This is a genomic window from Phascolarctobacterium succinatutens (assembly GCF_958453765.1).
Lineage (GTDB): Bacteria > Bacillota > Negativicutes > Acidaminococcales > Acidaminococcaceae > Phascolarctobacterium_A > Phascolarctobacterium_A succinatutens_B.
Genome location: NZ_CAUDZA010000011.1, coordinates 39,500 through 62,121, shown reverse-complemented (window position 1 = coordinate 62,121; position 22,622 = coordinate 39,500). Strand labels below are relative to the sequence as shown.

At 49.0% G+C, this 22,622-nt stretch carries 23 protein-coding genes and 1 other annotated feature; of the genes, 6 read left to right on the top strand and 17 right to left on the bottom strand.

Translation table 11 applies throughout. The annotated features are described in order from the left end of the window. The first annotated feature begins 167 nt into the window (after window positions 1–167). The 6 genes from Q7Q81_RS06185 to Q7Q81_RS06160 all read left to right on the top strand — a co-directional run bounded on the left by Q7Q81_RS06185 (window position 168) and on the right by Q7Q81_RS06160 (window position 2,825). Entirely contained in the window at window positions 168–785 is a 618-nt protein-coding gene (locus tag Q7Q81_RS06185) for a peptidoglycan recognition protein family protein (RefSeq protein ID WP_304274473.1), read from the top strand. Between the two features lie 55 nt (window positions 786–840). Next, complete coding sequence (locus Q7Q81_RS06180) at window positions 841–1,068, top strand: DUF1659 domain-containing protein (protein ID WP_210684102.1); 228 nt, start codon at window positions 841–843, stop codon at window positions 1,066–1,068. Window positions 1,069–1,462: 394 nt separating this feature from the next. After that, window positions 1,463–1,675 carry a DUF2922 domain-containing protein gene (locus Q7Q81_RS06175; protein WP_304274470.1) on the top strand — a complete coding sequence of 71 codons (213 nt, stop codon included), beginning with the start codon at window positions 1,463–1,465 and terminating at the stop codon, window positions 1,673–1,675. Between the two features lie 22 nt (window positions 1,676–1,697). Beyond that, on the top strand, window positions 1,698–1,874 hold the full coding sequence (locus Q7Q81_RS06170; RefSeq protein WP_249748044.1) for a YvrJ family protein: 177 nt from the start codon (window positions 1,698–1,700) through the stop codon (window positions 1,872–1,874). 104 nt (window positions 1,875–1,978) lie between these two features. Next, window positions 1,979–2,530, top strand: a complete 552-nt coding sequence (locus tag Q7Q81_RS06165; protein WP_304274467.1) for a thermonuclease family protein — start codon at window positions 1,979–1,981, stop codon at window positions 2,528–2,530. Next, the gene (locus Q7Q81_RS06160; protein ID WP_304274465.1) at window positions 2,502–2,825 is read left to right on the top strand and encodes a hypothetical protein; all 324 of its coding nucleotides are present in this window, start codon (window positions 2,502–2,504) and stop codon (window positions 2,823–2,825) included. Before Q7Q81_RS06165 ends, Q7Q81_RS06160 begins: the two co-directional genes overlap by 29 nt. 524 nt (window positions 2,826–3,349) lie before the next feature. Here the strand turns inward: Q7Q81_RS06160 and Q7Q81_RS06155 are convergent. The 17 genes from Q7Q81_RS06155 to Q7Q81_RS06075 form a co-directional block, all read right to left on the bottom strand. Beyond that, window positions 3,350–3,970 carry a histidine phosphatase family protein gene (locus Q7Q81_RS06155; protein WP_304274462.1) on the bottom strand — a complete coding sequence of 207 codons (621 nt, stop codon included), beginning with the start codon at window positions 3,968–3,970 and terminating at the stop codon, window positions 3,350–3,352. Window positions 3,971–4,032: 62 nt separating this feature from the next. Beyond that, window positions 4,033–4,851: a DivIVA domain-containing protein gene (locus Q7Q81_RS06150; protein WP_210684097.1), complete on the bottom strand. Its 819-nt coding sequence runs from the start codon at window positions 4,849–4,851 to the stop codon at window positions 4,033–4,035. An 11-nt stretch (window positions 4,852–4,862) separates the two neighbouring features. Continuing rightward, window positions 4,863–5,648: an RNA-binding protein gene (locus tag Q7Q81_RS06145; RefSeq protein WP_021720901.1), complete on the bottom strand. Its 786-nt coding sequence runs from the start codon at window positions 5,646–5,648 to the stop codon at window positions 4,863–4,865. 3 nt (window positions 5,649–5,651) lie between these two features. Next, entirely contained in the window at window positions 5,652–6,473 is an 822-nt protein-coding gene (gene proC / locus Q7Q81_RS06140; protein WP_304274459.1) for a pyrroline-5-carboxylate reductase, read from the bottom strand. Then, window positions 6,461–7,024: a cell division protein SepF gene (locus Q7Q81_RS06135; RefSeq protein WP_293390113.1), complete on the bottom strand. Its 564-nt coding sequence runs from the start codon at window positions 7,022–7,024 to the stop codon at window positions 6,461–6,463. Before Q7Q81_RS06135 ends, proC begins: the two co-directional genes overlap by 13 nt. 24 nt (window positions 7,025–7,048) lie before the next feature. Next, window positions 7,049–7,750, bottom strand: coding sequence for a YggS family pyridoxal phosphate-dependent enzyme (locus Q7Q81_RS06130; protein ID WP_304274457.1), 702 nt, complete (start codon window positions 7,748–7,750; stop codon window positions 7,049–7,051). A 187-nt stretch (window positions 7,751–7,937) separates the two neighbouring features. After that, complete coding sequence (locus tag Q7Q81_RS06125) at window positions 7,938–9,077, bottom strand: acyl-CoA dehydrogenase family protein (protein ID WP_040564471.1); 1,140 nt, start codon at window positions 9,075–9,077, stop codon at window positions 7,938–7,940. A 64-nt stretch (window positions 9,078–9,141) separates the two neighbouring features. Further along, window positions 9,142–9,588 (bottom strand): PaaI family thioesterase, encoded by a 447-nt coding sequence (locus tag Q7Q81_RS06120; protein ID WP_009144463.1) that lies wholly within the window; start codon window positions 9,586–9,588, stop codon window positions 9,142–9,144. A 210-nt stretch (window positions 9,589–9,798) separates the two neighbouring features. Beyond that, the gene (locus Q7Q81_RS06115) at window positions 9,799–11,721 is read right to left on the bottom strand and encodes a glutamine synthetase (protein WP_304274454.1); all 1,923 of its coding nucleotides are present in this window, start codon (window positions 11,719–11,721) and stop codon (window positions 9,799–9,801) included. A gap of 203 nt (window positions 11,722–11,924) precedes the next feature. After that, a complete protein-coding gene (gene holA, locus Q7Q81_RS06110; RefSeq protein ID WP_304274450.1) occupies window positions 11,925–12,995 on the bottom strand; it encodes a DNA polymerase III subunit delta in 1,071 nt (356 codons plus the stop codon). Window positions 12,996–13,011: 16 nt separating this feature from the next. Continuing rightward, complete coding sequence (locus tag Q7Q81_RS06105; protein WP_304274448.1) at window positions 13,012–14,724, bottom strand: DNA internalization-related competence protein ComEC/Rec2; 1,713 nt, start codon at window positions 14,722–14,724, stop codon at window positions 13,012–13,014. A 15-nt stretch (window positions 14,725–14,739) separates the two neighbouring features. After that, the gene (locus tag Q7Q81_RS06100; protein WP_304274445.1) at window positions 14,740–15,168 is read right to left on the bottom strand and encodes a DUF4131 domain-containing protein; all 429 of its coding nucleotides are present in this window, start codon (window positions 15,166–15,168) and stop codon (window positions 14,740–14,742) included. Beyond that, complete coding sequence (locus Q7Q81_RS06095; protein WP_304274442.1) at window positions 15,168–15,824, bottom strand: helix-hairpin-helix domain-containing protein; 657 nt, start codon at window positions 15,822–15,824, stop codon at window positions 15,168–15,170. Before Q7Q81_RS06095 ends, Q7Q81_RS06100 begins: the two co-directional genes overlap by 1 nt. A 67-nt stretch (window positions 15,825–15,891) precedes the next feature. After that, window positions 15,892–16,290: an endonuclease domain-containing protein gene (locus Q7Q81_RS06090; protein ID WP_304274439.1), complete on the bottom strand. Its 399-nt coding sequence runs from the start codon at window positions 16,288–16,290 to the stop codon at window positions 15,892–15,894. A gap of 328 nt (window positions 16,291–16,618) precedes the next feature. Beyond that, window positions 16,619–19,108 (bottom strand): leucine--tRNA ligase, encoded by a 2,490-nt coding sequence (gene leuS / locus Q7Q81_RS06085; protein WP_304274436.1) that lies wholly within the window; start codon window positions 19,106–19,108, stop codon window positions 16,619–16,621. A gap of 60 nt (window positions 19,109–19,168) precedes the next feature. Then, window positions 19,169–19,365 (bottom strand) — a binding site (T-box leader). 62 nt (window positions 19,366–19,427) lie between these two features. After that, window positions 19,428–21,440, bottom strand: coding sequence for an excinuclease ABC subunit UvrB (gene uvrB / locus Q7Q81_RS06080; RefSeq protein WP_304274432.1), 2,013 nt, complete (start codon window positions 21,438–21,440; stop codon window positions 19,428–19,430). 270 nt (window positions 21,441–21,710) lie between these two features. After that, the gene (locus Q7Q81_RS06075) at window positions 21,711–22,463 is read right to left on the bottom strand and encodes an exodeoxyribonuclease III (RefSeq protein WP_304274428.1); all 753 of its coding nucleotides are present in this window, start codon (window positions 22,461–22,463) and stop codon (window positions 21,711–21,713) included. Window positions 22,464–22,622 lie beyond the last annotated feature (159 nt).

The window sequence follows — 22,622 nt, the reverse complement described above, 5'->3', positions numbered from 1 at the left end:
AAATATTTTTTAAAAATTTTTTTTACTGAGGGGGTGAAAAAAACGCAAAAAAAAGCCATTAGTATAGTGAGAGGCAAAAACAACACACTCCCGCCTCTTGCCGAAAGCAGAATCCGGATATACAAGTAGGCGCATGGGAGAAAAAATACAAAGGAGCTTTTTGATATATGCTTGTAACAAATCCCCGCAGAATTAATCATGAACAGCTGCGAATCTTGGCTAGAAATGCCAAAGGCGGTATCACTCACATCTATCTGCATTGGACGGCAGGAACCTACGAGCAGGTTTTTGATGATTACCACATCAACATTGGCGAGCAGGGCGAGCTTTACCTCACCTGCAACATGCTGCGCGAATATAAGTCGCACACCTGGCGTCGCAACAGTCGCTCCATTGGCGTCACTCTCTGTTGCGCTAAGGATGCAATCCTTGCCTACAAATGCAATCCTGTGTTTGGCGCATATCCACCGACAATGCTGCAGGTGGAACAGATGGCGATTGTAGTCGCTATCCTGTGTCACGAGTTGGAACTGGAAATCAATAATGATACGGTAATGACTCATGCCGAAGCAGCCAGTCGCGACCAATACGGTCCCGGTCAAGGTGATCCCGATATGCGCTGGGATTTGTACATGCTCAAAGGCATGCCGGAAACGAGGGCCCTGCGCCCGGGAGGCGTGCTGCTGCGGAAAAAAGCTCTGGCGTATTTGCACAGTATGCTCAGGGACAAGCTGCTGCAGCCGCATGAAGTGGAAGTGGAGCAGCCTGAGCTGCTGGCAGCGTAAATGCTGCAAATCATCTACCCATCATTTTTTTCATCATCGAAAGGAGTTTTAGTCTATGGCAGAAATCAATCAGGAAATTTTGAAACGTACTCTGGTAATCAACGTTGAGGATGGCACCGGTGCCGACGGCACTACCAAGTATAAGGCGAAAAACTTCAACGGTATCAAGACTGACGCTGCACTGGACAAGGTGTACGAGGCAGGTACTGCACTCGGCGGTCTGATGGAGAAGCCTTATAAGGATATTGAGCTGACCGAAAAGAGTGAGCTGGCGGAGGCGTAAAAAAAGGCTCCCCTCGGGGGGAGCTGTCACCCGATAGGGTGACTGAGAGGGGACTGAAAGCAACGCTGCTTTAGGCAGAACCCCTCTCCGCCTCGACAAGCTCGGCACCTCTCCCCAAGGAGAGGCTATCTTCTACCGAATTTTTATCTTTCACAACCCTTCCGTCTACTCGCTAACTTAGCTCCCCCCCTTCCGTCAGTTCGCTACGCTCACTGACACCTTCCCCAAGGGGCAGGCAAGTCTAATAGCGTTTCTTTAACCTTCATTAGTACATTCTCGGTTCCCCCTTGGGGGAACTGTCGCGTCAGCGACTAAGGGGGGCACATAGCGGAAGGGGGCGAAACAGGAACTACACAAAATAAACAAAAAACATGACACAAAGGAGCAATCACCCATGGAAAAATCTTTACAACTCGTCTTTAAAAACGCTGCAGGCAGCACCAAAATCATCACTATCTCCAACCCCAAAGAAAACCTCTCCAAAGCCGAAACCGACGCAGCGATGCAAAAAATCGTCGCAGCCAACATTTTCAGCACCGTCGGCGGTGACTTGGTACAAGCTGTTGAAGCTCGTGTTGTCAATCGTAATGTCCAAGTTCTGGCGTAAAAAACACTAAGGAGTGATCCTCATGGAATTTGACAGACTTCTCTCCGCTGCTGCGGATTACGGTTTCCCTATGCTCGTCAGCTCGTATCTTCTGGTCCGTATGGAAGGCAGAATTGAAAAGCTGAGTGCCAATATCGACACCTTAACCCGTGTATTGCAGGAAAGACTTGTGATGCAATTTCCATATGTACAACAGTAAAATAGTATATACAAGCAAAAATATACTAAAGAACTAATCATATGGCACAGGGGCTGTCGTACCTAGCAGTACGGCAGCCCATCTTTATAGAAAAGGAAAATAATATGCGCTATAAAATAATCACCTATACTCTCTTTCTTCTCTTTGCCCTCGGTCTTATCGGCATGGCATCCATAGTCAGCGCACAAGCGAGGCCTGCCAGCACCTATACAGCATATGTGGTACGCATTATAGATGGTGATACCATCCATGTACGCAATATAACAGGAGAAGCACACCGCATCCGCCTTGCTATGATAGATGCACCGGAAAGGGAGCAGCCCTTTGGCACGGAATCAACAAAAAAACTAAGCGAACTGTTACGCCAAGGCACAGTCCGCTTGAAAATTAAGTGTATTGATAAGTATAACCGTGAAGTTGCTTTTGTATATTGCGAAGGAAAGGACGTGAGCGCCGAAATGTTGAAGGAAGGCATGGCACTGCATTACCACATGAACTTCGATAAATGCGAAATGTATGATAAATTTGAGGCAGCAGCAAAGCGCTGCCATAAAGGCTTATGGTTGCAGGAAAAAATTGAGAAGCCTTGGAATTATCGCCAAAATCTTGCTAAAAGGAGACAAAGCAATGTTCATAAAGACCTTTTCCAAGCCTGATTACCCATCCGATCTGGAGCTGACGGACAACACGCTCGATGAAATTGCTTACGAGGATAACCATTGGGATTACATGAACCGCTTCTCTGATTACATCAACAGCGATACCATTACCAGCCTTGTTTACGAAACCGGTGACTGGTACTTTTATACTAATGATAAATACGTAGACCATTACTTTGTCCTGGCCTTTGTCAACTGGTCCAAAATGCCGGTCATCCTTTCCATGTGCGAAACGGAAGCAGAAGCGCAGGAGCATATAAGGCTACTGGCTATAGAACTGAACAATAAATAATAAAATGCTCCGCCTACCCTAAAAAAAGAGTAAGCGGAGCATTTTTATTGTTGAAAAAAGGATATTTTAAGAAATAAAATATATCAAGCAGTCTGCAAAAGTTGCTGCATCTGTGCTAGGAGTTTAGACATGGATCTCTCATACTTGGTTGATTATTTGTTTCACTTCTATTGTACCAAGTTTTGATGCTTTACGCATTTTTTATCTTCTGAAATATGCAGAGCAAGTGGACAGATCATGATCTGGTGGAGTACTGTATTCGCGAGAATTATCTCAGCAATCTGGCATTATTGTTGACAAAATGAAGTTAAGTAACTACCCAACCAATTATTTATCTGCCGTATTACTCAGATAAATTATATGATAAACGCAAGCAGGATAAACTATCTTCAAATTTGTCCTGCTTATTTTTTGCGTTAGGGGGTGAATAAAACGACAAAAAAAGCCATTAGTATAGTGAGAACACAAAAACAACCGCTTAAGCGCTTTTCCCCAAGCACCCAAGCGGTCATTCACAGCCTTATTCACTTCTCGTACTTAAACTCAAACACGCCAAAACCCTTTCCCTGCGTCAGATGACTAACGTCATTCAAGCGGAAAACAGCATGCTCATGCCATTTGTTAATCCCCAGAACAGTTACGCTGGCAGGCTGCACATCAACCGAAAAGTTAAACGCCGCCACCTGCTGCATATCCATTCCCAGCCAACGGAAAATAATATTCTGTATTGTGCCCTTATGCGCAACAATCAGCAGATTTTCCTTGTCGACATCCGCACAATGCCACAGACCGTGTACATTACGGCGATAGAACTCATTGCGCGTTTCGCCGCCGGGATAGTTGCGGTGATCCAGCTCCTGCTCGGAAGCCGGCTTGCAAAAATGCTTCTTGGCCTCTTCCTCGGTCATGCCGGCAGCAATACCGTTATTCTTTTCCCTCAGGAAACGGCAATGCTCTATTTCGCCCTTAAAGCCAAGCTCCTCGGCAATAATCTGCGCCGATGCGGAAGCACGCTGCAAATCACTTGCCAGAATCCGCAGCTTGCAATTACGTCCGGCAAAATCCTTCGCCAGCTTTACCGCAGCAGCCTTTATCTGCGCCCTTCCCTTTTCGGTCAGCTGCGAATCCGTCCAGCCGCCGGTCAATCTTTGCGTGTGATGCGTTGCTTAACCATGCCTCACTAAGATAATCATCATTCAGCCTCCGACTATTCTTCGTTATGACTGGCATAGTTTTTGAGCAGCTCAACCTGCGTTTCCAGCAGATGCAGCATATTTTTTCGATGCAGCGCCGCCTTTTTCACCTGCTCGTTATAAGCCTGTTCGGCCATAGCAGCCTTGGCATCAGCCTCAAAAATAATTTTACGGCTGCGTTCCTCTGCATCCCCCACCAGTTTACGATATTTAGTATTTGCATCCAGCATCATTCTGCCGGCTTCGCTGCGAGCATCCTCCAGCAGCTTGTTAGCCTCGCTGGCAGCGCTGTTGGCGCGTTTTTTGCAGACATCCTCGGTAGTAATGCGCAGTTTATCGGCATCTACCTCGGCACTGCTGCGCAGCTTTTCGGCATAGGACTTAGCTTCTTCACGCAGCTTATTGCATTCAGCCATCGCTGCCTGCAGCATGTTATCGGTTTTGTTCTTTGTCTGATTATACAAATCCTCGGCATGCGCCATGGTATCGTCGTGCAGCTTCTGCGCCGCAGCCTTCGCTTCGCTCAGCTGCTGCTCGCATTTCACTGCCGTTTCCTTCTCCAGCAGCGCCGCCTTCTTTTCACTGGCGTTCTTCACCTCGTCAGCAGTTTCCTGCGCCACAGCCAGCGTGCTCTGCATGGTCGCCTCCATCTGCTGATAATATTCCAGCTTGGAGCTGACACGCTCGATAGTTTCCTTCTGCTCCAGGTTATCCAGATAAAGGTATTCGTATTCCTTAATCAGCTTGGCAAGAAACTTGTCTACCTCTTCTACCTCATAGCCACGAAAACCCTTGGTAAAAGTTTTTTTCTTTAAATCCTCCGGATTAAGCATGGTTTATCCTCCTAGATATAACGCTTCAGCGTTACGCTGATGCGTCCTTTTTTAGTAGTGCCGCGGATTTCCTCAATCTCTACCCTTCCACGGCCGCGGAAGGAAATTACATCGCCCTCGTTCACCGGCTGTGCCGCCTTCTTGGCCTCTTTCCAGTTTACCTTGACATTCAGGCTTTTGATTTCATCCGCCATACGGCTGCGGCTTACGCCATAGCCTGCCGCTGCCACGGCATCAAGGCGCAAATCAGCGACTGTCGCGTTAATCAGCTTAACCTTTTCTTCCTTCTGCAACAATTCCTCGCGGGGAATTTCCGTAAGCGTTACCGGCGCAGAACCGATCTGCGTCAAATTACCGGTAAGATAATTTACCAGCGATTTTTCTACTACGAACTGCGCTCCCTCGGGCACAAAAACGATATCGCCCAAGGCCTCGCGCTTGCAGCCCGTGCCCATAAACGCACCCAGGATATCGCGATGCGACAAATCATAATAGCGCTTATCCCAGGCCGCCAGAAAATAGGCCATACCGAAATCCGGCTGGCCGTAAAAATCATCGGCAACAAAGGCAGCCTTCACCCTTTCGGCATTACTGAAGCCGCCGTCGCTTTCCAGACGCACATTTTCATAGTTTGCCGCAATAATTTCCGCAACATTATAGGCATGAGGATCAAGAAACTCGCTCACACGAAACTTGCGTGATTTATTGGCGCCCTCGGCCAAGTCCAGCAGCTTGGCCGCCAGCTGTTCGTCACCGCCAGCTTTAAAGTAACGCAGAATTTTTTCTCTGTCTGCCATAAATTATTTCCCCTGTAATTCCTTATCTCTTTGCAGCACTGCCTGCACCGCATCATAAAAAGCACCGCGCACGCCATGGTTTTCCAAAGCATGGATGCCGGCAATAGTCGTGCCGCCGGGGCTTGTTACCTGGTCGCGCAGCTGTGCCGGATGCAGGCCGCTTTCTACGCACAGCTTGCCGCTGCCTGCCAATGTCTGTGCGGCCAGCTTAATAGCCAGCGCACGCGGCAGACCGGCACGCACGCCTGCGTCAGCCAGTGCATCGATAATCACAAAGCAATATCCCGGTCCGCAGCCGGAAATAGCGGTAATCGCCTGCAATGCTTTTTCATCTACAAATTCTATTTCGCCGCAGCTGCTGAAAATTGCTGCCGCAGTCTGCTTCATCGGCTCGGTTACCGCCTCATCGCAGCAGATGGCAGTCATGCCGGCGCCTGCTGCCAGCGGAGTGTTCGGCATCGTGCGAACTACCGGGAACCCCGGAGCATAGGCATGCAGCTGCTCTAGCGTAACACTGCCCATGATAGAAAGCACCCAGGCATCTTTTTTCATCGCAGCCATCAGCTCAGGCACCAGCGCCACCGGTGCCACCTGAGGCTTTACAGCAAAGATTACCAGGTCAGCATCCTTTACTGCCTCTTTATTATCCGTAGTGACATTTACGCCAAAGGCTTCATGCAGAGTGCGCGCATGTGCCTCAGTCGGCTCGCCTACGGTAATCATCTCCGGCGCAATCAGACCGCCGCCGATAATTCCCTTGATAATAGCTTTGGCCATAGCGCCGCCGCCGATAAATGCAATCTTCTTTACTGCTATTTGTCCCATGGATTATTTCCCCTCTCGTCAAGCTCGTGCTCTTCGCCCGCATCTATATCTACGTTTTTCGGGGCGCAGATAACAATATTGCGGCCCAGCTTTTTCATGCTGCCACCGATAGCATAAACAGTACCGCTGATAAAATCGGTCATACGCTTGGCAACAACATTATCTGTCTTATCGTAATTAACAACTACAGCCTGATTATCACGCAGATAATCGGCAATCTTAGGAGAATCATTGAAATCTACAGGCTCCAGCAGTACAACTGTCATAAGCTTGTCGGCAATAGGCAGGTTAATGGTTTTGCTGCCCATTTTTTCATTTTTAACCGGCTCCGGCTTTGCTGCCGAACCTTTGAAGTTCAAAATAGATTTGCGTTCACGCTTAGGCTCCTCTGCCGGTGCTGCAGCGGCAGGCTCCTTGCTGCCGAAGAAACGCTTCTTGGGTTTAGCCGGCTCCTGCTCGGTCTTGGCAGGCTTTTGCTCCACTTCTTCCTCGATGATTTCTTCCTCGTCATAAAGACTTAATGCATTCATGATTTTATCAATAATATTCATTACGTCACCAACCTTATCTATGTCTTAAAATTTCAGACTATAATCACGCTGTCCGAACAAGGCTGTGCCTACACGCACAATATTGGCACCTTCTTCTATTGCAACTGTGTAATCATTGCTCATACCCATAGACAGGATATCCGCCTGCGGATACTGCTGCTTTAAGCGTGCAAACGCACGGTAGCCTGCAGCAAATACAGGCCTTGTCTGCTCAATATCTTCGCATTTTTGGGCAATTACCATCAGCCCGCGCAGACGTACATGCTTATATTCCGGCAGCTTAGGCAGCAGCGCCAGATAATCCTCTTTATCTAAACCGGACTTCTGCTCCTCATGGGCAATGTTCAGCTGCAAAAGAATATCCTGCACCTTACCGATGCGTTCTGCCTCCTTATCAATCGTAGCCAGCAAATGCTCGCTGTCTACCGATTCAATAAGGTCAAACAAAGCAACTGCCTGACGTGCCTTATTTGTCTGCAGATGGCCGATAAGATGCCAGTAGCCGTGTTTGCCCAAGGCCTCCTGCTTATGCTTAGCCTCCTGCACGCGGTTTTCGCCTACGTTGGCAATGCCCAAGGCTTCAATATCCGTAATAATTTCGGGCGGATGGTTTTTCGTCACCGCCACCAGCATTACCTTATCTCCTGTGAGCAGGTCTTTATTTTTACGCTTGTCCAAAGCAGACGCTATCTGCTCCTGAACCTGCTTTAAATTATCAGCTAACAATGTATTTGCCCCCCAATTCTCAGCAAAATGATTTGTGGCAAAGATTCTGCTTTTTATTATGCTTTAAAAGCTCTTTATCTTTATATTTTAGCATACGTGTAAACCATTGTCACGAATAAAAACAACAAAGAGCTGCCGCACAAAAGTGCAGCAGCTCTCAATAAATTTATCTTTGTTATGATAGCTATTAGTATAACAGCTTGTTGGCAATAACCAGACGTTGAATTTGGTTGGTGCCTTCGTAGATTTGCATGATTTTAGCGTCACGCATCATCTTCTCTACAGGGTACTCTTTAGTGTAGCCGTAGCCGCCCATTACCTGAACAGCGTCGGTAGTTACCTGCATAGCGGTATCAGCAGCATAGCATTTAGCCATAGCAGCCTCTTTGGAGAATTCCATGCCCTGGTCACGCATCCAGCAAGCCTTTTGAACCATGAGGCGAGCGGTTTCAACCTTCATAGCCATGTCAGCCAGCATGCCTTGAACCATTTGGAAGGAAGCAATCGGTTGGCCGAACTGACGGCGCTCTTTAGCATATTTAACAGCGCAATCCAGAGCAGCCTGAGCGATACCTACGGAAACAGCGCCAACGAACGGACGAGCGCTGTCTAAGGTGTTCATAGCAATACGGAAGCCTTCGCCTTCGCGGCCTACGCGATAGGACTCAGGAATAACAACGTCTTGCAGAACCAGCTCGGTAGTATTGGAAGGACGGATGCCCATTTTGTTTTCTTTCTTGCCAACGGAGAAGCCCGGGGTGTCTTTCGGAACGATGAAAGCAGTCAAACCACGGATACCGCCGGTTTTACGGGTGTTAGCGAATACCAGGAAAATTTCTGCCAGGCCACCGTTGGTGATGAACATTTTGGTACCGTTCAGAGTGTAGGTACCCTCTTCCTTGTTGTGTACAGCACGGGTAGAAACACCGCCTGCATCACTGCCTGCACCGGGTTCGGTCAGAGCGAAAGCAGCCAGACCGCCGTTGTTCAGGATATCGCAATACATTTTCTTTTGCTCATCGGTGCCTGCCAGCAGAACAGGTACAGTTGCCAGGCTGTTGGCAGCCAGAGAGGTTGCAACACCTGCGCAGCCTTTGCCCAGCTCTTCATAAATGGTAGCAACAGAAATGCTGTCCAGGCCGGGGCCATCTAATTCTTCCGGAACAATAACGTTCAGCAAGCCCATTTCGTTAGCCTTGTCAATCAGGCCGTCACGCATATGGTTTTCTGCATCCATTTCAGCAGCATAAGGAGTAATTTCTTTTTCAACAAACTCCCTTACCATTTCCTGTAATTCTAATTGTTCCTCGTTTAATGCAAAATCCATCATATCCTCCTTGATATCAAGCGGTCTTCCGCGTCATTTCCCTTCCAAATAAACTCAGGTAAGCTCACCATTTGGCGGGTATCTCTTTAAATCTGTCGACGACAAACATTGTTGTTAAAATCGTCCCAATTAAATTCTTTTTGCTGTCAGTCATTTCAGCCTCAATAACCATCGTAGAATGTCCGGAATGCTTAATATGGCTTCGTACCGTTAAGGTTGTCGGCTCATGGACACCTTTGATAAAATTCATGCTGAAATTAAGAGTTGCCACTACAGCGCCCACGCTTGCACCGGTAACACCCAGAACGGAGTCTGCCAAGGCCAACATCACTCCGCCGTGACATATGTCACGATGATTAAAATGCTTCGCCGGATCAACGTCAATGCTGACTTCAGCACTGCCACACTTTATCTCACCAATATGCACACCGAATTGAGTCATAAAATTATTATCCGTGTACATCTGGCGAATATAGGCAGGAACATCCTTGACCTGCTCCACAGCTATCATCGCCTTTCTTCGGACAGCAGAAAATATTACTGTCAATATATCTTTGATATTTTACCACAAAACAGCACTTAACTCAACAGTTTCATGCAAAAAAATAAGCTGAAAGGAAAGTTTTAGGGATAATTTTTTCAATAATCGCACTTTGGTATAAGCGCGAAACAAAATGGCTGCCGCACTTTGAGTACAGCAGCCATGCAAGAAGCAGATAAATTAATCGATAATATTTTGCTTGTAATCGTGATACAGAGTCTTGAGCTCTTCCATAGTTGCTCCCATCTCAACTTTAAGCTTGGAAACAGTATCGTAATCGCCCTCGGCAACAGCTCTGCGGATAGCGGTGAAGATGCTCTTCTCTTCGAAGGAATCCTTAGCCAGCTTAGCACGCAGGTTCTGAATCTTACGCCACATTGCCAAGTCGCAGTCGGTGCAGGTTTCCTGGTTATGCAGGCGCTTCATATCGATAACAGCCTGATAGTTTTCCGGAATCAGACGAGTCAAAAGCTCGGTTTTCCAGCGAATCAGCGCACCCTGCATGAAGGAGTCGATATATTCCTTCTTCAGGATATTGCCTTGAGTGAGCACGGCAACTTTTTCCGGATATTTTTCGAAAGCGCAGAGATTTTCCCAAACGGTAGCAGGCGGTTCACCGAACAGCTTGCTGCGTTCTTCAGCACTGAAATCTTCAAACACATCTTCCTCAGTACGGTATTGACGGTCGGTATCCAAATAGAAGCCCTCTTCGCCGGCCTTCTTGGAAATCTCCTTTTCCAAAGCCTTCAGGTCCTTGCCGGATTCTACGCAAGCCTTGATACCGTCGAGGCAGGACAGGTAGAAGGCTGCAATGGCGATGTAGGTATTGGTGTACGGGTTCGGAGAACGCATTTCGATACGGGTAGCTTTATCGTTGTCCAGATCGCGGATCAGGCCTGCAAGAATGGTTCTGTTACGGGACGGGTTATCCGGGCTCAGGCCAAGGCTGGTAACGATGCAGACAGGAGCTTCAAAGCCGGGTTTCAGACGGTTCAGAGAGTCAATTGTGCAGGAGATAAACGGATTGGTTACCTCGTAGTTTTTCAAAAGGCCCATGAGAGCGCCGTAGCCGATAGCGGACAGGAAGTCCTCATGCATATCCTTCGGCGAGAACAGGTTGACAATCTTGCCGTTTTTCATTTTTGCGGCAATGCCCACATGCGTATGCTCACCGCTGCCTGCAACACCGGGAATCGGTTTAGCCTGGAAGGAAACCTCAAGACCGTTCATACGGAAAATCTCTTTAACGATGATACGCGCCAGCAGCTCGTTATCTGCAGTCTGTACGCCGCTGCTGAATTTCCAGTCAACCTCCAGCTGCTCCATAACGTGAGTCATATGGCCTGCGCCGTCAATCTGACCTTTAACGCCGCCACATTCCTTATGGCCCATTTCAGGCTCCAGGCCGTACAGCTCCAAAGTCTGAATAGTCTGCTCCAATGCAGTACGCACGTTGCCGCGGGTACGCTGCCAATATTGCTCCTGCATTACCTGAGAAGAGCTCAGAGCCTCCAGCGGTGCGTCTTCACGCGGAGTTTTTACCCAAAATTCCAGCTCGGTAGCACTGGTGAAGAGCAGCTTTTCAATCTCAGCAGGATTTACATGCTCCAGGCCGGCAATTACCGGATGCTTAGCAAACAAATCCATGATTTCTTTTTCTACATAAGCCAGAGTATCATTCAAAATAGAACGGGAATCAACATGATTGCCGTTGTGAATCAGATAGCAGGGAATGCGCAGAGTGCCGATCATGCGACCGCTTTCTGCGTCAAAATGCTCATAGTTATAATCAACAAACCAGTTAACGGTTTTATCAACCTTCATATCAACGCGGGCATCGTTCAGAGTAGCGATACCGGTCAGCACAACGGAGGAGCCGTCAGTCTGTGCTGCGCTGCCTGCCAAAAAGCCTTCGATATCCTCAAGGAAAATCTTCATCGGAATTTTTTCATCGGTATCATTGCCGGCAAAATCCACACCCATCAGAGATACGAACTGAATCTCCGGATGCAGAGTCAGAAGCTCACGCAGAGTGCTTTCGTTTTGTTCTTCAGGTTTAATTACATACAGTAAATCTTTGTTGTTCATGATCAGTGCAGCCATAAGGCTGCCTCCTTTCTCAATACTCCCTAATTATCATGCTGCAGAAAAATGCTCCCTACATATTTTCTGCAAGATAAACGAAAAAGGACCTTTTTAAGCATGGACACACTACTTCCTTACTCAAAAAAGTCCTCGTTGACTGTCTTACTATTATAGCAGATATTAAGTGCTTTTGTCCAGCTTTAATTTCTGAGGATAAGATATCATGCAAGCAGGCGGACAAGAATTTCCTCCAGCTTTTCGTAGCCACGTCCGCCCTGACGCAGTTTGATATTCATATCAGATAGTCCCAGCAAAGCTTCCGTCAGACGTTTTTCATCAAAGCGCCTGCTGTCGCGCTCCAAAAATCTGTAGGCGTATGGGCTGCGCATCCCCAGCTCATCCATAATGCCCTTCTGGTCGTAGCCTCTGCGCTTCAGCTCCAGATAATGCAGCACCTGACGCAGCTTGAATGCTACTGTTGCGCTCAAAGGCAGGATATAGGTTCCGTGCTTGCGTTCGCTCGCCAACAGCTCCAGACATTGCTTCAGCTTGCCTGCCATAATATAGTTGGTCAGTGCAAAAGATGAAGCGTTTGGCAGCAGTGCAAAAACATTCAGCACATCCTCTTCCGTCCATTCTCTGCGTCCTGCGGCATAAATCGCCAGCTTGCCGATTTCCTGCTGCAGTAAATCCAAAGGAATTTCTTCCTTCACGGGCTCAATATATTCGCTGATAGCCGCCAACGCATCTCTGGTGAAATGCGCGCCGTATACTGCTGCCTGCGCATACAGCCAGTCATCAAGATCTCTTTCCTTAATGCGCTCGCACGGACAAATCAGCGCACTTGCTTTAAGCTGCTTATACAGCTTGGTCCGCTTATCCATTTTCTTACTGCTGATTACAAGCAGGCAATAATCCGGTACGTCGCTGACAATCGCCGCCAGCTGCTCCATTTTCTTGGAATCGGTATCATCCTGCGCATCTGCAGCACTATTTGCTTTGGCAGGCTTTGCTGCCCAAAGTTTTTCGTCCTTCAGGAAAATCAGCGATTTGCCACAGAAGAAGGGATAGCTATTGACGGCTGCCTGCAATCCGGACAGGTTGGTGTCCTTGTCAAAAACCGTTATTTCGCGGTCAGCCTCCGGCGTATCGCCAAAAACATATTCCGGCAGCGCGGCAATAATGCTGTTACGGTAATAATCCTCTTCACCGCACAAAAGCAGTACCTGCGCCTGCGGCAGCGGCTTATGCTGTTGTAATTTGGCAAGCAATTCTTCTGCTTTAATGTCCATGAGTATATTCGCACTCCTAAAAAACATTTTTATGATATACATAACTATAGCATTTTATTCCCTCTGCGTCAAAAACAACTTTGATGCACCCCAGCTCATCCGTTCTGACAACATTGCTGCCTATGGCCTGCAAACGCTCCAGCGTTTCCTGATGCGGATGGCCGTAGCGGTTGCCGCGCCCGCAGGAAATCACCGTCAGCTTAGGCTGCACCTGCTCCAGAAATTCCATACTGCTGCTGTAATGCGAACCGTGGTGTCCTGCCTTCAGCACAGCGTACTGCTGCAGCTGCAGCCCTCGCTCGCGTTCTTCCCCCATGTCGCCTGTAAACAGCACGCTGCCTTGCGCGCTGTGCAGCGCCACCAGCGTGCTGGCTTCGTTTCCCGGCACAGCCTGCTGCGGCACATCAACCAAAACAAGCTCTGCAGCAGCGTCCAACGCATATCGTTCACCGCTCTGCACAACATGCGCCTGCGTCCTGCCGGCCTGCGCCAAAATTTCCTGCTGCACCCTTTGGCTTTCCTCTGTAAGTGCTTCATTGGGCAGGAGCAGCTTTTTTACCCGCAGCTGTCGCAATAAATCCGCCGCAGCACCCACATGGTCAAAATCATAATGGCTTAAAAGCAGGATATCCGCTTCACGCTTGCCAAGATAGCGCAGAAATGGTGTTATCACGCGCGTTGCTGTCGATATATTTTTCAAGCCGCCAGTATCAATAATTGCCACCCGCTGCGACGGCGTGACGATAACAGCGCAGTCCCCCTGCCCAACGTCCAGAAAATAGCAGGCTAACGGCAGCATGCAATACTGCTGATAAGCAAGCGTCCCGGCAAGCAGCAAGGCATGCAAAAGCAAGATGCAGCGACGCTCCCTATTACTCCAAAATTGCAGCCAGGGAAAATCTGCCCACACAAAGAGCGCTACATAATAGATTACAAAGCAATAAGCAGGCAGCTTGCCGATAATTACAGTGCTGTACGGCAGTTCGGCAAAAAAGTGTGCCTGCGTCAGCACCTGCGCCGTCAGCCAAGCAGCAAGCTGCAACAGATAATCACCGCAGGCAGGCAACAGTGCGCCCACGAGTGCCATCTGCGCGGCAATTTCCAACACCGGCACCAGCACGATATTGCTTACCAGGGCAATCAGCGAAATTTGGTGAAAATAATAAACCTCCAGCGGCAGTACAGCCAGCTGTGCTGCCAGTGAAACTGCTGCCGCCTCGCCTATCGGCGCAGGCAAAGCCTGCGGCAGCAGCCTTTGGCATGCAGGCAACAGCCACAAAAGACCGGCCGCCGCCCCGAAGGATAACTGAAAACCGATATCGGCCAGCCATAACGGCTGCAGGCACAACAGCAGTGCCGCCACCAGGCACAGCAAGCGCCCGCGCTCCGCACCGCTGCCGCCAAGCAGCAGAACACTGCTCATAGCCAGTGCTCGCAGCACCGGAGGACGCAAGCCGCAGAGCAAAGCATAGGCAGCCAGCAAAATGATAACTATAACCTTACGCCAGGGCAGCGGTACCCACTGCAGCAAAGCAAGCAGCAGGCCTGTGAGCAGCACAATATGCGTGCCCGAAACAGAAAGAAGATGTGCCAGCCCGTTATCCGTAAACAGCTCGCGTGTTTCTTCATCCAGCCTGCCGCTGCCGCCAAGCACCATGCCGCTCAGCAGTGCTCCATGTTCAGCGCCGGCTGCTGCCTCTATGCGCTCGCTCAGCTTTTTGTTCCACAAAGCAAAACGCTGCCACTACAAAACCTGCTGTTCTATCTTTAGCAGCTGCGCCTTGCGCAACCGTCCGCCCAGCTCCTGCACTCTGTTGTAGCTTGCAGCATCAAAGCCTCCGGGGTTACGCAGGCTGTCCAGCTGCTCCAGCGTCCCCTTAAGCACCACGCAGCCTACCTGCGGCAGCTCGCCCTTCACGCTCACGCGCAAACGACCGCTGTAAGCAAGCTCCGTATCGCTATAAACCTTTTGACAACGTAGAATCGCACTGCTAAAACCTTCCTGCCGGTGCACGCTCAAAGGTTCCACCGCACCCTGCACAACCAGCTGCCGCCCGAAGCAGGCAGCAAGCTGCTGCTCGGCGGACGGTAGCACGGTAAGCAGACGAAAGAATAATATACAAAGCAGCATGAACGGTAAAAATAATCGTAGATAACGTGTTTTCTGCAGCACTAATCTACCTCCACATAATTACGCAGCTTTGCCAGCTTGGCCTTGCCGATTCCCGGCACACGCAGCAAATCCTCCGCGCTGGTAAAACGCCCGCTGTTTCTTGTTTCCACAATACGTTGCGCCAACGCAGGACCAATACCCGGCAGCTGCTGCAGCTCACCGGCGCTCGCGCTGTTGATGCGCACGTTCTGCATCATGCTGTTGTTTCTGCCTGAGCCTGCTTTAGCACTGCCGTACTTTTTATACGCACTTTCACCTAAACCGGACTTTGCCTGAGCCTTTTTCCTCTGCGTTCTGCTTGTCCGTGTAGCCTTCTGCACCGGCACTCTTATCTGCATACCGTCGCGCACCTTACGCACCAGGTTTACGCGTTCACTGTCGGCATTTTCCGTCAGACCGCCGGCAGCAGCAATGGCCTCTTCCACTCTGCAGCTGGCAGGCACATCGTAAATTCCCGGCTCCAGCACGGCGCCGCTCACCTGTACGCGCACTGTTTTTGTCTGCGCAGATTTAGACACAGCCGCAGTCTGTGAGGACTGCAGCATGCTGCCCATGGGCAAAGACTTTTCCTTATTATCGGTACTGATAAAACCGGTGATAATACAGCCAACGATAAGGACGGCGATAAAGATGATTTTTTTTGCTTTTGCTTGCATTGGTATACCTCCGTATTTTTGAAAATTGTTTACTATACCTCTCTGTCGCCTTCGGCGACATCTCCCCTTACAGGGGAGACTTTTTCGAAATACTATCTATGCATTTCTCTAATCTTTCATTAATATTTTTTTCTATTTCGTTGCATACATAATCAAAATGATAATCAACGTCACTGTTCATAAACCGTAAAACATAAATGCCTTCCTGTTGCAAAGCCAAGGTTCTAACATTATCACAATACAAATTATTTTTTTGCAAGTGCTGTCCTCCATCTATTTCAATAACCAGTTTTAATTTACTACAATAAAAATCGACTATATAGCTACCTATAATCCTTTGCCTATACCACTTTAACCTATGCTTAGATAAAAAATCATACCACAAATGCTTTTCCTGCTTAGTCATATTCTTTCGTAGATATTTGGCATAAGGTAATAAATCTCGATTTTGTTCAATAAATCCCATAACAATCCTCCTAGAAATAAAGTAAAAATTGCACGTCGAATTCGCTCTCCCTATAAGGGAGAGGTGCCGAACGCAGTGAGGCGGAGAGGGTACTCCCCCAAAAACAAAAAGAGTCCCCAAGAATAACAATTACGTTATTCTCAGAGACTCTGAAAATGTAAGCGTTATTTAGTACTACTAAATAATGTCATTGCTGACATGCACTGCTTATTTTTTTGTCCGCGCTACAGTCTGCGGAAACTGCCTGCTGCAGGACAGCTGTAACTGCGGTGGTCGCGGTTAGTTATTAGTGGTTAGTGGCCAGTAATACTAAAGCTCGCGACAGATTTTATTTGGCTACGATGTTAACCAGACGGCCGGGTACGCAGATAACCTTGCGTACGGTTGCATCGCCGATGTGAGCCTGAACGTTAGCGTCAGCCATAGCAATCTTCTCCAGCTCTTCTTTGGTAGCTTCAGCCGGAACAGTCAGACGGCCGCGAACCTTGCCGTTAACCTGCAGAACGATTTCTACATTGTCAACCTTCAGTGCTTCTTCATCGCACTCAGGCCAGCTCTGTTCATGTACGCTGCTGTTGGCATCAATAGCACCGCGCCACAGCTCTTCGGTGATATGCGGAACAAACGGGCTCATCATCTTGATGAGGTCGGAAATTGCTTCGTAAATCAGACCTGCATTCGGCTCTTTGGCAGCTTCTTTATAAGCATACAGAGCGTTAACCAGTTCCATCATAGTGGAAATAGCGGTGTTGAAGTTGAAGCGGGTTTCGATATCGTTGGTAACCTTCTTAATGCTGCTATGCAGTACACGGCGCAGGTCCTTATCTGCTTCGCTCAGGTTGCTGTGATCGTATTCGGTAACCTTTTGTGCCAGAACAGCTTCAAATGCTTGTACGATACGCCAGATACGATTCAGGAAGCGGAAGGAGCCTTCAACGCCCTGGTCGCTCCACTCCAGCTCTCTTTCAGGTGGAGCAGCAAAGAGGATGAACAGACGCGCGGTATCTGCACCGTATTTGGAAAGGATTTCTTCAGGAGAAACAACGTTACCCAGAGATTTACTCATCTTAGCACCGTCTTTGATTACCATGCCCTGAGTCAGCAGGTTGCTGAACGGTTCATCATAATCAACCAGGCCTGCGTCACGCAGAACCTTTACAAAGAAGCGGGAATACAGCAGATGCAGAATAGCATGCTCAATACCGCCGATATATTGGTCTACAGGACCCCAATAGTTATTGAGTTCCTTGTCAAACGGCATCTTGTCGTTGTGTGCGTCGGTATAACGCAGATAGTACCAGGAGGAGCACAGGAAGGTGTCCATGGTATCGGTTTCACGGGTTGCGTCAGCACCGCATTTCGGGCATTTGCAGTGAACGAATTCTTCGGAGGTTGCCAGCGGAGATTTAGCACCGGCAGTAAAGCTTACGTCCTCAGGCAGGCGAACCGGCAGCTGGTCTTCCGGAACCAGAACCTCGCCGCAGTGCGGGCAGTAAACGATAGGAATCGGAGCGCCCCAATAACGCTGACGGCTGATCAGCCAATCGCGTAAACGATAGTTTACACGGCGTTTACCAAAGCCTTCAGCTTCAGCCTTGTCCATGATAGCGCTCATAGCCTTGTGCATTTCCATGCCGGTGAATTCGCCGGAGTTAACCAGCATGCCTTCTTTTTCTTCGTAAGCGCAGGTCATTTCTTCCAGCTTCAGCTCTTTGCCAACCGGGCAGATGGTAACAATCTTTTCAATACCGTATTTGTCGGCAAACATCCAGTCACGTTGGTCACCGGTAGGAACGCCCATAACAGCGCCGGTACCGTAATCATACAGTACATAGTTGGTTACCCAGATTTCTACCTTGCGGCCGGTGAACGGGTTAATGCAGTATACGCCGGTGAATACGCCCTCTTTTTCGGATTCGCTGGAGGTACGTTCAATTTCGGACTGATTACGAACACGCTCGCAGAAAGCGTTGATTTCGTCAGCCTTCGGATTGTTTTCGCAAATCTTTTTAATCAGTGGATGCTCAGCAGCCAGAGCCATGAAGGTTACGCCGTAAGCAGTATCCGGACGGGTGGTGTAAACAGCAACAGTATCGTTCAGTGCCGGGATTTCAAAGGAGAATTCCAAGCCTTCGCTGCGGCCGATCCAGTTGTGCTGCATGGTTTTTACGCGCTCGGGCCAGCCCGGCAGCAGGTCAAGATCCTTCAGCAGCTCATCAGCATAATCGGTGATTTTGAAGAACCATTGGCTCAAATCCTTTTTAACAACCTCATGGTCGCAGCGCCAGCATTTGCCGTCGATAACCTGCTCATTAGCCAATACGGTGTTACAGGTGTCACACCAGTTTACGGCAGATTCCTTTTTAACTGCCAGACCGCGTTTGTAGAACAGCTCAAAGAACCATTGAGTCCATTTGTAATAATCTTCCTTACAGGTGGTAACCTCGCGGTTCCAATCGTAGGACAGACCGAGAGCCTTCAGCTGACGAGTCATGTTGGCGATGTTTTCCAGAGTCCATTTTTTAGGCGGAATATTGTGTTTGATAGCAGCGTTTTCAGCAGGCATACCAAAGGAGTCCCAGCCCATCGGATGCAGAACATTAAAGCCTTTCATGGTGCGGAAACGTGCGATTACGTCGCCGATGGAGTAGTTACGAACGTGGCCCATGTGCAGGTTGCCGGACGGATAGGGGAACATTTCCAGAACGTAGGATTTAGGCTTATCCTTATCCATCTCTACTTTAAAGGTTTTGTTTTCTTCCCAGTATTTTTGCCATTTAGCTTCAATATCATGGGGAGCATACTTTTCTTGAATCATTTCATTACCTCCCAGGTATTATTGTTGGTCGAAAATAAAAAATCCCCGACCTTAAAGAAGGTCAGGGACGAAAAATTCGCGGTACCACCCTGATTGCGGCTACAGCCGCCACTCAATTAGCCTTAACGCAGCATCACGTCCGCACATTTCCTTGCGGCTTCTTCACGGTGAGTTCATCTGCCCTAACTGCCGGCTCGCATCAACCGCCGACTTTCTGAAAGATACTGCAGACTACTGCTCCGCTTCACAGAATTTGAATAAAAATATCTTGTATATTATATAACGCAAAGCAGGAAAAGTCAAACTTCTGCGTCAGCGTTTATTTTTTCTTTTTCTTCGGCACCAGCTTCTGTCCCATCTGTCCTTTGACAATAATCAGCTGGTCACGCAGCTCGGCCGCCGCCTCGAAATCCAGCGCCTTGGCCGCCTCCTGCATCCGTCTTTCCAGCTCGCGGGCCAGCGTGTTCAGCTCCTTAGTTGATTTCTGCTTCAGCTTCTTGCTGCTGCCATAGGATGTTGCCTCCTCGGTGTCTGCCACCTTCGTCAGCTTAATCAGCTGGCGCTGCTCCTTGTAAATCGTCTTAGGAGTAATGTGATGCTCCTCGTTGTACGCCTGCTGCTTTTCACGGCGGCGGTTTGTTTCATCAATCGCCCGCTGCATGCTGTCGGTGAGACGGTCGGCATACATAATAACGCGACCATGCGCATTACGCGCAGCACGTCCGATGGTCTGAATCATCGCCGTATCACTGCGCAAAAAGCCTTCCTTGTCCGCATCTAGAATCGCAATCAGCGATACCTCCGGCAAATCAAGGCCTTCGCGCAGCAGGTTGATGCCTACCAGCACATCAAACTTACCGGCACGCAAACTGTCGATGATCTCCGCTCTTTCAATCGTGGCGATTTCCGAATGCAAGTAGCGCACACGCACACCTGCCTGCTTCAGATATTCCGTCAGGTCCTCTGCCATGCGCTTCGTCAGCGTAGTGACCAATACACGCTCACCTGCGGCAGCAACCTTGTTGATTTCGCCCAGCAGATCGTCAATCTGTCCCTTAATCGGGCGGATTTCAATCTGCGGGTCCAGCAGTCCAGTCGGACGGATAATCTGCTCGACAACATTATCCGCCTGCTCCAGCTCATACTTCGCCGGCGTAGCCGAAACATAAATCGCCTGCTTAATCTGCGCCTGAAACTCGTCAAAGGTCAGCGGTCTGTTATCATAGGCCGACGGCAGACGGAAGCCATGCTCCACCAGCATCTCCTTACGCGAACGGTCACCGGCATACATAGCACGAATCTGCGGCAGCGTTACATGCGACTCATCCACAACCAGCAAAAAATCCTTGGGAAAATAATTTACCAGCGTAAACGGCGGCTCACCGGCCTTGCGTCCCGCCAGATGGCGCGAATAGTTTTCGATGCCGGAGCAGTAGCCCATCTCCTGCATCATCTCCAAATCGTAATTCGTGCGCTGCTCCAGACGCTGTGCCTCCAGCAGCCTGCCATGCTTATTCAGCTCATCAAGACGTTCGTCCAGCTCCTCGCGAATATCATTCATAGCGCGTTCAAGATTCTCACGACTCGTAACATAGTGGCTCGCCGGGAAAATTGCCACATGATTGCGCTGCGCCAGAATCTCACCCGTCAGCACATCAAATTCCACAATGCGATCAACCTCGTCATCGAACATTTCAATGCGCACAGCCTTCTCGCCGTACGCCGCCGGAATAACCTCAATCACATCACCGCGCACACGGAAGGTGCCACGCTTGAAATCAATATCATTACGATTATATTGAATCTCCACCAGTTTATGCAAAATCTTTTGGCGGTCGATAATCTGCCCCAAGCGCAACGACAGCACCATATCATAATATTCCTGCGGCGCGCCTAAGCCGTAAATGCAGGAAACACTGGCTACGATAATTACATCTTTACGCTCAAACAAAGCACTGGTCGCACTATGGCGCAGCTTATCAATCTCGTCGTTAATCGAAGCATCCTTCTCAATATACGTATCCGACTGGGGAATATAGGCCTCCGGCTGATAATAATCGTAATACGAAACAAAATATTCCACTGCATTCTCCGGGAAGAAGGCCTTCAGCTCACTCGCCAGCTGTGCCGCCAGCGTCTTATTATGCGCAATCACCAAAGTCGGCTTGCGCACCTTATTGATTACCTGCGCAATCGTATACGTCTTGCCCGTACCTGTTGCGCCCAGCAGCACCTGCGTGCGCAGGCCCTGCTCTACGCCCTCCGCCAGCTTGGCAATCGCCTGCGGCTGGTCGCCGGCAGGCTCAAACGGAGCCTGAATTTTAAAATCCATACTAATCACCAACTGTAAAACACTAAAAATATAACTGCACAAATCTAAACAGCAAACGAGCAATTGCTATATCGTGGAATGAATAGCAATTTTAGCAAATGAGTGTCTGGAACCACCGAAGTGTCGCAACTGTTTGAGCGCTATGCTGACTAATATCGCAAAATCTTTCAGCTTCGCGCGAGTTTTGCGGCACTTCGTCTTGGTTCCACACGAAATTTGCGTTAAGAAATTGCTCTGATTGAAACGATATACAATTGCGACGCCAGAAATTCACACATCCAGCTCAACACTTACCGGACAATGGTCGCTGCCGAAAACCTCGTTGTGAATCTCCGCACTCTGCAGCTTATCCGCAATTCTGTCCGACACCACAAAATAATCAATACGCCAACCGGCATTCTTCTCACGCGCCTTAAAGCGATAGCTCCACCAGCTGTACTTAACCTCCTCCGGATGCAGATAACGGAAGCTGTCCGTAAAGCCCGCAGCCTTCAGCTCACGGAACTTAGCGCGCTCCTCATCCGTAAAGCCTGCATTCTTGCGGTTAGTCTTAGGATTCTTCAAATCAATCTCCTCAGCCGCCACATTCAGATCACCGCAAACAACAACAGGCTTCTTCGCATCCAGCTCCTGCAGATAAGCACGGAACACATCCTCCCACACCATGCGGTAATCAAGACGTGCCAGGCCATCCTTGGAATTAGGCGTATACACCGTCACCAGATAAAAGCTCTCAAACTCCAGCGTAATCACACGCCCTTCCTTATCGTGCTCCTCCTGTCCCAGTCCATAGGTAACAGCCAAAGGCTTAACCTTCGTAAAAACAGCAGTACCGCTGTAGCCCTTACGCTCCGCACTGTTCCAATACTCCTCGTAGCCGTGGAATACAAAATCCGCCTGCTCGCGCTGCATCTTCGTTTCCTGCAGACAAATAATATCCGGTGCTGCCTCCTGCAAAAATTCGGCAAAGCCCTTCGTCATGCAGGCACGTAAACCGTTAACATTCCAGGAATATAATTTCATAAGTTCAACCTCTTTTCCGTAAATTTATCTGACACCGCAGCGGCAAAATCACCGTGCGGTTTTTATACTCTATTTGATTATTGTAACATTCCACGCAAAAAAATAAAAGAGCCGCCCGCAGCGCAGCCTCGTCATCAGCGATGACAAAATGCGCATGGC

Coding starts and splice junctions, on each gene's coding strand:
- Q7Q81_RS06165 (WP_304274467.1), top strand. CDS start 1,979: ATGCGCTATAAAATAATCACCTATACTCTCTTTCTTCTCTTTGCCCTC.
- Q7Q81_RS06180 (WP_210684102.1), top strand. CDS start 841: ATGGCAGAAATCAATCAGGAAATTTTGAAACGTACTCTGGTAATCAAC.
- Q7Q81_RS06160 (WP_304274465.1), top strand. CDS start 2,502: ATGTTCATAAAGACCTTTTCCAAGCCTGATTACCCATCCGATCTGGAG.
- leuS (WP_304274436.1), bottom strand. CDS start 19,108: ATGATTCAAGAAAAGTATGCTCCCCATGATATTGAAGCTAAATGGCAA.
- Q7Q81_RS06125 (WP_040564471.1), bottom strand. CDS start 9,077: ATGGATTTTGCATTAAACGAGGAACAATTAGAATTACAGGAAATGGTA.
- proC (WP_304274459.1), bottom strand. CDS start 6,473: ATGGGACAAATAGCAGTAAAGAAGATTGCATTTATCGGCGGCGGCGCT.
- Q7Q81_RS06135 (WP_293390113.1), bottom strand. CDS start 7,024: ATGAATATTATTGATAAAATCATGAATGCATTAAGTCTTTATGACGAG.
- holA (WP_304274450.1), bottom strand. CDS start 12,995: ATGGACATTAAAGCAGAAGAATTGCTTGCCAAATTACAACAGCATAAG.
- Q7Q81_RS06115 (WP_304274454.1), bottom strand. CDS start 11,721: ATGGCTGCACTGATCATGAACAACAAAGATTTACTGTATGTAATTAAA.
- Q7Q81_RS06075 (WP_304274428.1), bottom strand. CDS start 22,463: ATGAAATTATATTCCTGGAATGTTAACGGTTTACGTGCCTGCATGACG.
- Q7Q81_RS06090 (WP_304274439.1), bottom strand. CDS start 16,290: ATGGGATTTATTGAACAAAATCGAGATTTATTACCTTATGCCAAATAT.
- Q7Q81_RS06170 (WP_249748044.1), top strand. CDS start 1,698: ATGGAATTTGACAGACTTCTCTCCGCTGCTGCGGATTACGGTTTCCCT.
- Q7Q81_RS06120 (WP_009144463.1), bottom strand. CDS start 9,588: ATGATAGCTGTGGAGCAGGTCAAGGATGTTCCTGCCTATATTCGCCAG.
- Q7Q81_RS06175 (WP_304274470.1), top strand. CDS start 1,463: ATGGAAAAATCTTTACAACTCGTCTTTAAAAACGCTGCAGGCAGCACC.
- Q7Q81_RS06185 (WP_304274473.1), top strand. CDS start 168: ATGCTTGTAACAAATCCCCGCAGAATTAATCATGAACAGCTGCGAATC.
- Q7Q81_RS06145 (WP_021720901.1), bottom strand. CDS start 5,648: ATGGCAGACAGAGAAAAAATTCTGCGTTACTTTAAAGCTGGCGGTGAC.
- Q7Q81_RS06150 (WP_210684097.1), bottom strand. CDS start 4,851: ATGCTTAATCCGGAGGATTTAAAGAAAAAAACTTTTACCAAGGGTTTT.
- Q7Q81_RS06095 (WP_304274442.1), bottom strand. CDS start 15,824: ATGCAAGCAAAAGCAAAAAAAATCATCTTTATCGCCGTCCTTATCGTT.
- uvrB (WP_304274432.1), bottom strand. CDS start 21,440: ATGGATTTTAAAATTCAGGCTCCGTTTGAGCCTGCCGGCGACCAGCCG.